The organism is Streptomyces cadmiisoli (assembly GCF_003261055.1).
GTDB classification, from domain to species: Bacteria; Actinomycetota; Actinomycetes; order Streptomycetales; family Streptomycetaceae; genus Streptomyces; species Streptomyces cadmiisoli.
In genome coordinates this window covers 8,180,412-8,193,423 of record NZ_CP030073.1, presented here as the reverse complement: position 1 = coordinate 8,193,423, position 13,012 = coordinate 8,180,412, and the positions used below count along the sequence as shown (strand labels likewise).

At 73.9% G+C, this 13,012-nt stretch carries 11 protein-coding genes; 1 reads left to right on the top strand and 10 read right to left on the bottom strand.

Features of this window, described 5'->3' with window-relative positions:
* Positions 1-18: 18 nt before the first annotated feature.
* From DN051_RS36065 to DN051_RS36040, 5 genes are all read right to left on the bottom strand, one after another.
* A complete protein-coding gene (locus DN051_RS36065) occupies positions 19-1,512 on the bottom strand; it encodes an FAD-dependent oxidoreductase (RefSeq protein ID WP_425471798.1) in 1,494 nt (497 codons plus the stop codon).
* 53 nt (positions 1,513-1,565) lie between these two features.
* Positions 1,566-2,294, bottom strand: coding sequence for a methyltransferase domain-containing protein (locus tag DN051_RS36060; protein WP_112440864.1), 729 nt, complete (start codon positions 2,292-2,294; stop codon positions 1,566-1,568).
* Positions 2,291-3,526 carry a lycopene cyclase family protein gene (locus DN051_RS36055; protein WP_053756018.1) on the bottom strand — a complete coding sequence of 412 codons (1,236 nt, stop codon included), beginning with the start codon at positions 3,524-3,526 and terminating at the stop codon, positions 2,291-2,293. Before DN051_RS36055 ends, DN051_RS36060 begins: the two co-directional genes overlap by 4 nt.
* Positions 3,527-3,782: 256 nt before the next feature.
* A complete protein-coding gene (locus tag DN051_RS36050) occupies positions 3,783-5,030 on the bottom strand; it encodes an NAD(P)/FAD-dependent oxidoreductase (RefSeq protein ID WP_112440862.1) in 1,248 nt (415 codons plus the stop codon).
* A 418-nt stretch (positions 5,031-5,448) separates the two neighbouring features.
* Positions 5,449-6,444 (bottom strand): MerR family transcriptional regulator, encoded by a 996-nt coding sequence (locus DN051_RS36040; protein ID WP_112440858.1) that lies wholly within the window; start codon positions 6,442-6,444, stop codon positions 5,449-5,451.
* A gap of 155 nt (positions 6,445-6,599) precedes the next feature.
* Between DN051_RS36040 and DN051_RS36035 the strand changes: the two genes are divergently transcribed.
* Entirely contained in the window at positions 6,600-7,226 is a 627-nt protein-coding gene (locus DN051_RS36035; RefSeq protein ID WP_112440856.1) for an RNA polymerase sigma factor, read from the top strand.
* 54 nt (positions 7,227-7,280) lie between these two features.
* Here the strand turns inward: DN051_RS36035 and DN051_RS36030 are convergent, their stop codons facing one another.
* The 5 genes from DN051_RS36030 to DN051_RS36010 form a co-directional block, all read right to left on the bottom strand.
* A complete protein-coding gene (locus DN051_RS36030; RefSeq protein ID WP_112440855.1) occupies positions 7,281-7,520 on the bottom strand; it encodes a hypothetical protein in 240 nt (79 codons plus the stop codon).
* Between the two features lie 188 nt (positions 7,521-7,708).
* Positions 7,709-9,085, bottom strand: a complete 1,377-nt coding sequence (locus DN051_RS36025) for a phosphomannomutase/phosphoglucomutase (RefSeq protein ID WP_112440854.1) — start codon at positions 9,083-9,085, stop codon at positions 7,709-7,711.
* Positions 9,082-10,728, bottom strand: a complete 1,647-nt coding sequence (locus DN051_RS36020) for a glycoside hydrolase family 13 protein (protein WP_112440853.1) — start codon at positions 10,726-10,728, stop codon at positions 9,082-9,084. The genes DN051_RS36025 and DN051_RS36020 overlap by 4 nt, the downstream gene beginning before the upstream one ends.
* Positions 10,725-11,942 carry a Gfo/Idh/MocA family protein gene (locus tag DN051_RS36015; protein ID WP_112440851.1) on the bottom strand — a complete coding sequence of 406 codons (1,218 nt, stop codon included), beginning with the start codon at positions 11,940-11,942 and terminating at the stop codon, positions 10,725-10,727. Before DN051_RS36015 ends, DN051_RS36020 begins: the two co-directional genes overlap by 4 nt.
* Positions 11,939-13,012, bottom strand: a complete 1,074-nt coding sequence (locus DN051_RS36010; RefSeq protein WP_053756027.1) for a glycoside hydrolase family 130 protein — start codon at positions 13,010-13,012, stop codon at positions 11,939-11,941. Before DN051_RS36010 ends, DN051_RS36015 begins: the two co-directional genes overlap by 4 nt.

The following is a 13,012-nucleotide window of genomic DNA, read 5'->3' as shown; positions in this document are numbered from 1 at the left end:
CCGGCACGCACGGCGCCCTCAGCGTCCCGCGCGTGCGGCGAGTGCCCGCAGACCGCGGGACCGGCCCGCCCGGGGCACCGTCCACAACACCTGACCGCGCACGCCCCGGTCGGCGAGCAGGGCGTTGGCCGCCAGGAAGCCGGTGGTCGCGGCACGTTCCATCAGCGCCACCGGGAGGTCGCAGCGGATCGCGTCACCGGCGAGCGTCAGCTGGGGATGGGGAGTCCGTACGGTGGGGCGCCGGTGATGGGAACCGACAGGGAACAGCGGGCAGTCGGAGCGCCACTCGTGCCGGGCGTCGACGATCCCGGCCTCGCGCGTCTCGGGGTACACCTGGCGCATGCGGTCGACGATCTCGTCCTGCACGGCCTCCCGGTCGCCGGCGGTGACGGCGTACGCGTGCAGCTCGACCACCGACCCCCCGGTGCGCGCGGCCCATCGGGCGGCCTCCCCCTCGTAGCGTTCCAGGACACTGATGTTGTCCAGGCCGCCGTAGCCGCTGGTGCCGAGGAAGCCGGGCCGGTCGGCTCGTACCGGCCGGTCGAGCCAGAGCCGGGAGACGAGGAACGGCGGGGCGGTGCGCAGGGCGGCGACGTCGTCGCGCCAGGCGGCGGTTCCCAGGCCGGGCGACGCGGCGACGACCTGTTGCAGGGCACCGGGGTCGAGGGCGAGGACCGCCGCGTCGTGGCGTTCCACGGCCGTGTCGGTGCGCACCTCCGCTCCCCCTCCGTCGACAGCGTGAACACCCCGCACGCGGGTGCCGGTGCGGACGTCGGCCCCGAGGCGCCGGAGGTAGTCGCCGAGCGGTTCCCACAACGCCTGCGGAAAGGGGTCGTTCGGCACGTCGAACAGCAGGCCCTCGGCGGAGCCGAGGAAGTAGATGTGGAACATCAGCAGCAGTTCGGCGGCGGACAGTTCCCGGGGGTCGGCGAAGAAGCTGCGCGAGAAGACCTCGAAGGCCAGATGGTGCGCGGCCTCGGGGAAGCGGACCTGCCGGAGGAAGGCGGTGGCGCTGACGTCGTCGAAACGTGCGTAGACGTCGGGCACGCGGACGTCGAGGAGCGGCAGCGCCGCCCGGGCGTCCATCGTGGTGAGGTCGCGCCAGCCGAAGGTGGGACTCAGGGCGACGAATCCGAGCGCGCTGAACGGCGGTGTGCGCGGGACGCGGGCGAAGCTGTCGGTGAGGCCGCCGCTGTGCCGCAGCGGGTAGTCGGGCAGGGCGGTCAGCCGGGTGAGCGCGGGGTCGGTGCGCCGCAGCAGGCCGCGCAGGTTGTAGTACTGGCGGAAGAAGGCATGGAACCCCCGGCTCATGGTGACCTCGGAGCCGTCGGCCAGGCGGGTGCGTCGGCCGGTGAGCCGGCCGCCGAGCGCGTCCTCGCGTTCGTAGAGCGTCACGCGGGCTCCGCGTTCGGCCAGCAGGGTCGCCGCGGCGAGTCCGGCGATGCCTCCGCCGACCACGGCGACGCCCGGAGCGTCCGCCCGGCCGAACCGGTCCCGGCCGGGTGCCGGCATCAGGACCTCGGCCCGGCGATCGCGGCCCCGCCGGGCGGTGGGCTGCCCGGCGCTCACCGGACGCAGTCCGTCGGGCCGGAGCCGTTGCGGGCGAGGAAGGTGTGCACGATGCCCGTCTGCCATCCGGCGACGGGGGCCGCACGCACGCCCGTGAAGCCCGCCCGCCTCATACGGTCCGCGAAGACGGGGGCGGTGTCGAAGGCGAGGACACTGCGCCACAGATGGCGGTACAGGCCGCGGTCGCCGCTGACGGTGCCGGCCGGAATGATCACCCCCCGGCACACGGCCGTCCACAGCGCCCGGTGCACGGCCGAGCCGCTGAGGCTGTACTCGTGCACGGCGAGTCTTCCGCCGGGGCGCAGCAGGGCTCGTACGGTCTCCAGCACACGGTCCGGGTCGGCGACGTTGCGGAACAGGTAGGCCGCGAAGACCGCGTCGAAGGGGCCTTCGCCGGCCGTCGCGACATCCTCCGCGGTGAGGTGCAGGAAGCGCACGCGCGCGGGCCACGGCTTGGCCAGTGCGCGCCGCAGCATCCCCGGCGAGGCGTCGACTCCGGTGATGCGGGCGCGGGGTGCGACTCGCAGCAGGGCCCGGGTGGACGCGCCGGTGCCGCAGCCGAGGTCGAGCACGTGCAGATCCGCGCCGTCGCCGGGCAGCCGGAGCCGGCGCGCCGAGCGCAGCAGGTCGGTGCGGTATCCGGGGTTGAGGGAGGTGAGGCGGTCGTAGGTGTGTGAGGCGTGGTCGAAGGCGCGTGCCAGTTCGTGGTCGCGCAGCAATGTCATCGAGAGCTCTCTCGGTGTCGGGGTTCGATGCCGGTCGGGCCGTGGGATCGGCGGGGCAGGAAGGGAAGCTCGACGGCCGTCCGCAGCATGGGGCCGAGCGGGGTGCGCAGTCCGATGCCCCACTCCTCCCACGGTGTGGTGCCGCCGTCGAGGAAGCGCAGCAGCCGTTCCGGGGGCGTGTGGCGGAACAGCCCGGTGAAGAAGTCGGGGCCGTCGATCCGGCCGGTGTCCAGGGCCCGCAGCAGCACCGCGTCCATGGCCAGCGCCCGGCGACCGTGCGGTCGGGGCATGGCGGCGCGCCCCTTCCGCAACGCGGCGGCGATGGCCCCGCTGTGCCGCTGCACCGCGGCGAAGGTGTAGCCCGTCGCCGGGCGGGTGGCGCCGCCCGCCGTCCCGATCCGGAAGACGCCCGGGCCGAGGTGGTTCGGGAAGCGCGCGTCCGTCATGGGGATGACGCCTTGCTCCACCGCTTGCACGGTGAACTCGCCGAGGTTGAGGATCTTGCGGCTGTAGTGGCCGAGGGCCGCCTCGTACGCCGCGGTGCCCAGTGGCCGGCGCGAGAACTCGGTGTACTCGACGAGCGCCCGGTCCGGCGCCAGGGGAAGGACGTAACCGAAGGCGAGGCCGTGGCCGGGCTGCGGTACGCGGAAGTCCATGAGATCGGCCACCGCGGGATCGAACCGGTCAGCGGCGGTACGCACGAACCACCCTCGGAAGTGCTGGAGCAGCAGCGTCCTGGCCGGCGGCAGCACCGTCAGGGGGCGGGAGTCGAACACGCGGCGGGCACGCAGGGTCAGCTTCCGGCCGTCGTGGCCCGAACAGCGGATCTCCGCTCCGCCCGCCACGCTGCGCACCGCGTGCACCGTGGCGCGCACCACGCGCGCTCCGGGCGCCTCGGCCAGCCGGGAGTGCACCAGCCGCTCGAACCGCGCGGACCGCAGCATGTAGTAGCGCAGGGGCTCCGGTTCGACCGTGACGTCGCCGCCGTCGGCGCCGTGCACACGCAACCGGGACCAGGAAGCGCTGATCGCCTCCTCCAGGTCGCCCGCGCCCCGGTCCCAGTAGCACCAGGTGCGTTCGGGCGGCCGCAGCGGACCGTCCGGCGCGTCCACCAAGGTCACGGTGTGGGTGCCGGACCGCGCCAGCCGGTGTGCGAGGCTGAGTCCGGCCGCGCCGCCACCCACGATGGCCACGTCGGAGGTGCCGTGCTGGGACGTGTCGCGTCGGCTCATCGGGCCCGCCGTTCGATCGGGGGGCCCGCGCCGTCGGGTGTCGAGCGGACGGGGTCCGCAGTGAGGGCTCTGTCACGTACGCCGGTGGCGCCGGCCACGCGCACCTGTGGTCCGTCGGTCTCCACGCCTGGCTCCGGATGTAGGCCTCGTATCTCGGGGGTCGGTGCTGCTTCCGCGTCCATGGTCTGTTTCGGTCCACCGACGACGTACGGATGCAGGCCGGGACGCGCGCGGACCAGGATCGGCCGGTGCTGCCTCATCGGCGCGCCAGGTCGGTCAGAACTTCCCGCGCGGCTCGCGCGCCCGACGCCAGCGCGCCCTGCACCGAACCGGTCGCCCGGTGATCACCGCACACGTATCTGCCCGGGCCGAACCGGGTGGTGCGGCTCAGCGGCCACGGCGGCACCATGACGGGCAGTGCGCCCGCCACGGTGCGGACGGCCACCTGCTGCCAGCCGCTCGTGTCGGTCTCGTACAGCTCGGCCAGGCGCCGCAGCACCGTCTCGCCCGCACCGGCCCGGCCCGCGCCAAGCACGGAGGTCGAGACGAGCGCGGTACCGGGCGGTGCACACGCGGGAACGGCTTCGGTCAGGACACAGGTGTTCAGTACGGTGCCTGATCCGTCCACCACGAGCGTCGGTTCCGCGAGCGGACTGCGTTCGGCGGCGTGGTAGTACGTGGTGACCGTACGGCTGTCCGGCACGGACAGTCCCGGCAGCAGGCGGGCCGCCGTGGCGGCGTCCGTCGCCACGACCACCGTCGCCGCCGGCAGTTCGGCACCGTCCGTCAGGAGCACTCCCGACGCGGTCAGCGCGGCGACGGGAGCCTCCAGCCGCAGGACACCGTCGGGCAGGCCGTCGGCGAGCTGGGCCGGTACCGCGCCGATGCCGTCGCCGGGCAGACAGACCGTCCCTCTGACCATGCTCCGCCAGACCAGATGGAAGAAGCGGGCGGAGGTCTCCAGCCGGTCCTCCAGGAACACGCCGGACAGGAAGGGCCGCAGGACGCGGTCGACGGTCGCGGCGGACACCCCCGCGCGGGACAGGGAAGCGGCGGTGGAGTCGTCCGGGCGTCGCTTGAGGAAGTCCGCGGGCACCAGGGCGTCCCGTGCGGTGAGCGCGGCCATGGCCGCCAGGTCCCGGGCCGGCAGGGCCTTGCCCGTGAGCAGTGAGCCGGCCCAGCCCGGCCGTCTGGTCGGGTCGGCCAGCCGCAGCGGCCCGGTGCCGTGCTGGACCACGTAGCCGGGGGTGAAGGGCCGCAGACGCAGACGCCGAAGGTCCACCCGCCGCTTGACCTGGGGGTACGCGGTGTTGAACACCTGGAACCCGCGATCGAGCAGGAACCCGTCCCGGCGGTCCGTGCGCATACGGCCACCCACGCCGTCGGACGCCTCCAGCAGGGCGACGCGCCGTCCCGCACGGCTCAGGTCCAGCGCGCACGCGAGGCCGGCGAGACCCGCTCCGACGACGACGGTGTCCGGGCCCTCGCGGTGATGAACGGTCATGTTCCTCCTCCATCGACCCGATCACCTGTACACCGAGGGCTGGAAGCAGACCGTCCGGCTCGCCCGACGCTCGACGTGGCCCACCCGACTCGCCGTAGGCGCGGCCGCTTCCTCGGCCTGTCACCCGGGCATGGAGGGTGTGATGCGGGGCGGGCCGGGCGGGGACGGACCGGCGTGACACAAGCCGGGTCATGCGGGAGTGGGCGGGCGTGCCGGGCGGGCACGCGCGGGTGTCTCGGCGCTCGTCGGGCGGAGCCCGCCGCCGTGCGGGGTCCGTCCCTCCGGCGGGGCGGCACTCGTCGACGGAACCGTCCGCGCACAGGCCGTACCGGCGTCCGACGGATCCGCCCGGCCGCGCGCCATACGTCCGGCGACGCCGGCAACCTGCCCACCGCAGTGGCGGGTCGGGGCCGGCCGATCACCCCGGCGCGATGGACTCCACGGCCTGGACGGCCTCGGCCAGACCCGGTGGGCGGGGCAGCCCCGACACCGACTGCCCCGCCCAGCCGGGCCCCAGCGTCAGGACCACCGGCTTCCTCCGGGCACCGCGTACGCCCCACTCGATGCCCGCCACGTGCTGAGCCAGCGGCCGGCTCGCCGTGGTGCGGGACTGCGCCCACAGTCCCACCGCGGCCGGCCCGGTCCTGCGCACCGCCGCGACCAGCGACTCGACGGGCAGCGCGCCGCCGAACATGCGCACCGGAACGCCGCGTTCGGCCAGCGCGGCGGCCAGCGCCTCCAGTGCCAGTGTGTGGTTCTCGCCCGGCACGCAGGCGAGCACGACGCCGACACCCGACCGGTCGGCGGCCACGGGCGGGGCGCAGCGCCGCATGGCACCGGACACGTGCCAGGACAGGAAGTGCTCGACCTCGACGTATCTCTCGCCCGAGCTCTCCCACTTGCGGCCGACCGCCTGCAGCGTCGGCATGATCACCTCCGTCCAGGCGGCGACCAGCCCGTGCTCCTCGATCGCGGCCACCAGGAGCTCGTCCAGCGCGACGGCGTCGAGGCGCAGCGCGGCACGGGCGACACCCTTGCACTCCTGACGCACATCGCCCATGCGCAGGCCGCCGCCGAGCCGGCCGCGTTCGCCGACCGGTGATCGTGACGGCGGCGCCGCGCTCCGGCGTGCCCGTTCCGGGTCGAGCGGCCTTTCGCTGCGTGCCAGGCGCGCGGCCTCGGCGGGCGGCAGACCGGTCGCCGTCAGGGCGCACATGCGTTCCAGCCGCGCCACGTCGGCCGCCGTCCAGCGGCGGTGCCGGCCGCCGGTGTGCGCGTCGGGGCCGAGGCCGTAGCGGCGGTCCCAGGTACGGATCGTGGTCGGCGCCACGCCGAGCCGTCTGGCCACCTCGCCGGTCGTCAGCCCGCCGCCGCGCCGGGTGTCCTCGTCGCCGTCGTCTCGGCTCACTTCCACGTGCCGAGCGTACGACGCACAAACGACGCATGTTGTGTGCGTCGTTTGTGCGTCCAAAACTGGATGCACCGGTCACCGCGGCAGGCGGCGACCGGAGTGGCTCGGCAGGCGGACCTCCGTCCTCGCACCTGACGCACCGCAGGAGAAACCAGGCCATGAGCACGAACACGCTGACCTCCCCTTCGGCCCTCGCACCGACCGCCGGGTCCCCACCCGCCGAAGCGTCGCGGTACGAGGACGAGTTGGGCCGCGGCCTGCGGGCCGCCGACGAAGAGGCGTTCGCGGCGATCTACCGCCAATGGGGGTCGCTGGTCCACACCATGGCCACCCGGTCGCTCGGCGACACCTACGAGGCCGAGGACGTGACCCAGCAGGTGTTCCTCGGAGCCTGGCGCGGCAGGGACGGCTACCGCCCGGAGCGCGGCCCGCTCGGCGCCTGGCTCGTCGGAATCACCCGACGCAAGATCGTCGACGCGCTGGCCGCCAGGACGAGACGCCTCGCGCTGATCGAATCGGTGGCACACGGCCCGTACGCGCCGCCACCCGACGGAGCGGCGCCGGACGGGGTCCTCGACCGGGTCCTCCTGGTGGACAGGCTGTCCCGGCTGCCGCGGCAACAACGGCAGGTGCTGTGTCTGGCCTTCTACGAGGACCTGACCCAGGCCCAGATCGCGGAACGCACCGGAATGCCCCTCGGCACCGTCAAGAGCCACGCCCGCCGCGGCCTGCACCGCCTGCGCCGGGGCATCGAACAGGGCCACACCGAAACGACCGACGAATAGCCGCACACCGCGGCGCAGCCTCGGCGGAGCGGCCCGCCGGGTCTGCGCCGGCGGTCAGTCGGGCAGCGGCTTCCACGTGGCCTCGCCCGGCTGCCGGCCCTCGGGCGGGTAGTCGCAGTCGATGCTGGTGACCTCTCGGTCGCCGTCGTCCGAGTCGACCACGGCGACACCGGTGCACGCCCTGCCGTGTTCGTCGGTCCAGGTCACGACCTCGGTGCGGTCCGCGCACCCGGCGAGCAGCAGCACTCCGGCGGCCACCACACCGACGAGTGCGGCTCTCCGACGTCCCCTCATCAGTCTCCCCCGTTCGCTCCGGATCGCGGGAAAGCCGGACGGATACCGCTCCCCGCACCTCTACAACCTTGGTACCGGCGCGAGTTGAACGCCTCACCAACGGACTGTCACAGACGCGGGAGAACAGTACCGACGCCGGGTCCGGGCGGAACACCGACGGACGGGACCGGACCCGGACCGGGTGCCGGTCAGCGCCGCACCACCGCCAGCACCTCGTCCCGCACCCGGTTCAGGGTCTGCGTGTCCGTCGCCTCCACATTGAGGCGGAGCAGTGGTTCCGTGTTGGAGGGGCGGAGATTGAACCACCAGTCGGCGGTGGTGACGGTGAGGCCGTCGAGATCGTCGGCGGTCACCCCCGGTCGGGCCGTGAACAGCTCGCGTACGGCGGTGATCGCGGTGCGCTGGTCGGCGACGGTGCTGTTGATCTCTCCCGAGGCGGCGTAGCGCTGGTAGCGGCGGACCAGCTGGGACATGGCTTCCGGCTGCGTACCCAGCGCGGCGATGACGTGCAGGGCCGCCAGCATGCCGGTGTCGGCGTTCCAGAAGTCGCGGAAGTAGTAGTGCGCCGAGTGCTCACCGCCGAACACCGCGCCCGTGCGGGTCATTTCGGCCTTGATGAAGGAGTGGCCCACCCGGGTGCGGACCGGGGTGCCGCCGTGCTGGCGGATCACGTCGGGCACGGTCCGCGAGGTGATCAGGTTGTGCAGAACCGTGCTTCCCGGATGGTCGGCGAGCAGCCGGGTGGCGATCAGCGCGGTGATCGCGGACGGTGCCACGGCCTCGCCGCGCTCGTCGACCACGAAGCAGCGGTCGGCGTCACCGTCGAAGGCCAGACCCAGGTCGGCCTCCGTCTCACGCACCGCGCGTTGCAGGTCGACGATGTTGGCCGGGTCCAGCGGGTTGGCCTCGTGGTGGGGGAAGGTGCCGTCGAGTTCGAAGTAGAGCGGGACGATCTCGACGGGGACGTCGCGGAAGACGGCCGGTACGGTCAGTCCGCTCATGCCGTTGCCGGCGTCCACCACGATCCTGAGCGGCCGTACGGCGCCGACGTCGACGAGGCTCAGCAGGTGGGCCGCGTAGTCGCCGAGCAGGTCGCGCCGGGTGACCGAGCCGGGGGCGCTGCGGGGCTCGGGCAGCGGTTCGCCGGCCGCCCAGCTCTCCACGAGCGCGCGGATCCGGCGCAGGCCGGTGTCCTGGCCGACCGGGGCCGCGCCCGCCCGGCACATCTTGATGCCGTTGTACCGGGCGGGGTTGTGGCTGGCGGTGAACATCGCGCCTGCCCGGCCGAGAGTGCCGCTGGCGAAGTACAGCTCGTCCGTCGAGCACAGGCCGATCTCGATGACGTCGGCTCCCTGCCCGGCGGCGCCCCGCGCGAAGGCGCGGGCCAGCGCGGGTGAGCTCGGCCGCATGTCGTGGCCGGTCACGACGGCGTCGGCACCGGTCGTCTCGACGAAGGCGGCGCCGAACAGCCGGGCCAGTTCCTCGTCGAGCTGGTCGGGGACGACGCCGCGGATGTCGTAGGCCTTCACCAGTGCGGACAGGTCGACGTTCGGTCCGACGTTCACTGCGGGTACTCCTCGTGGGTCATCCAGACGGCGGTGTCCTGAGGGACTTCTCGGCCGTCGAGCGGGGCGCTGGACAGCAGGACCTCGGCGCGGTCGTCCAGCGGTACCGGCCGCGCTCCGAAGTTGACCAGGCAGCGCAGCCCGGCCGAACGGTCGAAGGCGAACCAGGCTCCGTCGGCGGGGCCGTGCACACGCGGCGCCGTGTCGCGCGCCGGGTGGGCACGGCGCAGCCGCAGTGCGGCCCGGTACAGGGCGAGCACGGACCGCTCGTCGGTGTGCTGTGCGGCGACGGACAGTTCCGCCCAGTCGGTGGGCTGCGGGAACCAGCAGTCCTCCGGGGCGGCGGCACTGAAGCCGTAGGGAGGGGCGCTTCCCTCCCACGGCAGCGGCACCCGGCAGCCGTCGCGTCCGCGGTCCAGGTGCCCGGAGCGTTCCCACAGGGGGTCGCGGATCCGGTCGTCGGGGATGCGGGCCTGCGGCAGGCCGAGTTCCTCGCCCTGGTAGACGTAGGCCGCGCCGGGCAGGGCCAGCATCAGCAGTGCGGCGGCACGTGCCCGTCGTTCCCCGAGCGATCCTCCTCCGTAGCGGGTGACCGGCCGGATCGCGTCGTGGCTGGACAGCACCCAGGTGACGGGAGCGCCCACCGCCTGCATCCCGTACGCCGACCGCTCGATCACCTCGCGCATCGCCGCTCCGTCCCAGGGGCACTCCAGGAAGGCGAAGTTGAAGGTCTGCTGCATCTCGCCGGGGGCGACGTAGCGGGCCAGCCGGGCGGGGTCGAAGATGCCCGCCTCCGCCACCAGCACGCGCTCCCTGGGGGCGACCGCCCCGGCGGGGGCGGGGTGCCGGTCCAGCAGGGCCCGCCAGTCGCGGAACAGCGGGTGCAGTTCCTCCTGGTCGTAGTAGGGCATCAGGTGGTTGCGGTGCACGTCCCGGTGCTGGCCGGGTCCGGCGTCGGGCAGGCCCTCGGCCTTGAACAGGGTGTGCGCGACGTCGACACGGAATCCGTCGACACCGTGGTCCAGCCAGTGCCGGAGGACGCGTTCGAACTCCGCGACGACCTCGCGGTTGCGCCAGTCCAGGTCCGGCTGTTGGGGCGCGTGCAGGTGCAGGTACCACTCGCCGGGACGGCCGTCCGCCTCGTCGACCCTGGTCCAGGCGGGGCCGCCGAACGCGGACTGCCAGTCGTTGGGCGGCAGTTCGCCCCGGTCGCCGCGGCCCGGCCGGAAGATGTAGCGCCCTCTGGCCGGTGAGCCGGGGTCGGCGGCGACCGCCTCGCGGAACCACGGATGCCGGTGGGAGGTGTGGTTGGGGACCACGTCGATGAGGACCTTGATGCCCAGCGCGTGCGCCCTCGCCACCAGAGCGTCGAAATCGGCGGGCGTTCCCAGGTCGGGTGCGACGCCGGTGTGGTCGGCGATGTCGTACCCGCCGTCGGCCAGCGGCGAGGGGTAGAAGGGGGTGATCCACACCGCGTCGACGCCGAGGTCCGCCAAGTGGTCCAGGCGGGCCGTGGCTCCGGGCAGGTCCCCGATGCCGTCCCCGTCGCCGTCGCGGAAGGCGCGCGGATGGATCTCGTAGCAGACGGCCTCCCGCCACCACACGCCGTGCTCGTCGCCGCCGGACACCGCCGGTGCCGTCATCGGACGCCTTCGGCGGGGACGGTGCCGGCGAGGGTGACGGTCCGGCCGCTCTGCGCGGACCGGGTCGCGGCCCGGGCCACGGCCACGGCGGTCAGCCCGGCCGTCGCGTCGGCCCGCGGTGTGCCGCCGTGCGCCGCGCAGTGCAGCAGGTCCGTCATGGCGGCCCGCACGCTCTCGGCGTACACATGGGGTTTGAGGTCCTCCCCGCCGAGGTCGACACGGCAGTCGACGCGGTGCGGCACGCTCCGGGTGACGCCCCGGCCGCGGGCCGGGCGGGCGGAGCCCGCGTCGCGTGCCACGGACACCGTGACACGCTCCTGCCCGTGCGGCCTCAGCCCGGGGACGTCGAGCAGCTCCGCGGTCCGGGCCGGCAGCGCCTCCCACCGGGCGGCACCCGCGTCGTCGGTCCAGGCGGTGATCGTGGCGTACGTCGGGATCCAGCCCGTGACCCGGGCCTCGGCGAAGCCGTAGTCGAGCCGCATCAACTGGCGCTCCGCGCGGTGGGCGTGGGTGAAGGAGTGGGTGTGGGTGGCGACCGCTCCGCCGGGGTGGGTGGCCGTGGCCACCACGATGTCCACCGGGCCGCCCTCCCGCCGGACCTCGGTGCCCTGCACCTCCAGCGGTTCGCCGCCCATCAGGGCGTTGGCGGCGTCGAAGAAGTGCACTCCGTGCTCGACGTGGATGCCGCCGCTGTGCGCCGGGTCCCAGAACCAGTGGTCGGGGCCGAGGTCCTCGTCGGACGCGTCGTTCTCGAAGGCGAACCGCCGCAGCGGGTCGAGCAGCCCCTCCTGCCCGAGGCGCTGGAGCAGACGCAGGACGGGGTTGTAGCGCAGCACGTGGTCGACGACGAACACGCCCGGCGAGCGACGGCTCTCCGCCGCGACGCGCTCGGCGTCCTCGACGGTGAGTGCCATGGGCTTCTCGCAGAACACGTGCTTGCCCGCCCGCAGGGCGGTCACGGCGGCGTCCGCGTGCGCGGCCGGCGGGGTGGCCAGCAGGACCACGTCCACCTCCGGGAGCGCGGCCACGTCCGCCACGCTCGTGCGGACGGCCGCGCCGTACCGGGCGGCGAGCGTCTGCGCCCGCCGCCGGTCGGCGTCCGCGCACACGACGACACGCAGCCCGGGTATGTCGTGTATCGCGTCCAGCACGAAGGTGCCGAAGGCTCCGCAGCCGACCAGCGCGACGGCGTACGGGGTGGGTCCGGGTGTCACTCGGACCGGTCCAGGCGGGCCACGCCGATGTGCGCGTCGGCCATTCCGTAGAAGACGTACCGCACGCCGTCGATCTCCTCGATGGCGGTCGGGAAGACCACGTTCGGCACCGTGCCGGAGCGCTCCTCGGGGGTCTCCGGGGCCATCAGCGGTTCGGCGGTGCGGGCGATGACGCGGGCCGGGTCGGCGGGGTCGAGGATCATGGCGCCGGCCGCGTAGTTGACCGTCTGCACCTGGGCGAAGGGGTCCTCGATCGTGCCGGAGACACCGTGGTGGATGAGCAGCCAGCCCTCGTCGACCCGGATGGGGGCGGGACCGGCGCCGATCTTGAGCGCCTCCCAGGGGTGCTCGGACAGCGCCACCAGGCGGTGGTGGCGCGGCCGGGTCAGGGCGCTCAGGTCCTGCTTCACCTCGTCGACGGGTACGTAGGAGATCCAGATGCCGGGGCGCTCGTCGGTCACGCCGGCCGGCAGGTGCACTCCCTCGCCGGGCCGGAACCAGCCGAGGTCCCACATCGGACGGTGCAGCATCGCGTAGCACGGCGTTCCGTCCGGGCCCGGCACGGGCTCGGGGAAGTGCACGACGTCCTTGTTCGGGAAGAGGTTGAGGTCGGTGTCCAGGTCGGGCTGGTAGGCGAACTGGATCGGGCCGAGGCGCTCCCAGTGGACCAGGTCCTCGGAGAGCGCGAGTGCGGGCTTGGGGCCGAGCGGGCCGTAGGCCACGTACGACATGACGTACCGGCCCAGGTCGGCGATCCAGGTGGTGCGGGGGTCCTCCACGCCGGCGTTGTTCTTGCCGCGCTCCCAGCCCGCGTCCGGTGCGAGGACGACGCCGCGGCGCTCGACGCCGGTGGGCACGCCGTCCTCGAGGGTGACCTCGGCGAGGCCGACGCGGGAGACATTGCCCTCGGCGACCAGTCGCGGCAGCAGGTGCAGCGTGCCGTCGGGGGTCCGGCCGGAGGCCGGGTTGAGCACGCCCTCGGTCTCATGGGCCTCGCCGGGCAGCGGGGACATCACGACGCCGACCCGGGTGAGCTTGTAGGGGACGGTGGCGGTGGTGCTGTGGGACAC

Bases quoted from the DNA above. Each gene is read 5' to 3' on its own strand.
- DN051_RS36060 (WP_112440864.1), bottom strand. From the start codon at position 2,294: ATGACATTGCTGCGCGACCACGAACTGGCACGCGCCTTCGACCACGCC.
- DN051_RS36035 (WP_112440856.1), top strand. From the start codon at position 6,600: ATGAGCACGAACACGCTGACCTCCCCTTCGGCCCTCGCACCGACCGCC.
- DN051_RS36020 (WP_112440853.1), bottom strand. From the start codon at position 10,728: ATGACGGCACCGGCGGTGTCCGGCGGCGACGAGCACGGCGTGTGGTGG.
- DN051_RS36030 (WP_112440855.1), bottom strand. From the start codon at position 7,520: ATGAGGGGACGTCGGAGAGCCGCACTCGTCGGTGTGGTGGCCGCCGGA.
- DN051_RS36050 (WP_112440862.1), bottom strand. From the start codon at position 5,030: ATGACCGTTCATCACCGCGAGGGCCCGGACACCGTCGTCGTCGGAGCG.
- DN051_RS36065 (WP_425471798.1), bottom strand. From the start codon at position 1,512: ATGCCGGCACCCGGCCGGGACCGGTTCGGCCGGGCGGACGCTCCGGGC.
- DN051_RS36055 (WP_053756018.1), bottom strand. From the start codon at position 3,526: ATGAGCCGACGCGACACGTCCCAGCACGGCACCTCCGACGTGGCCATC.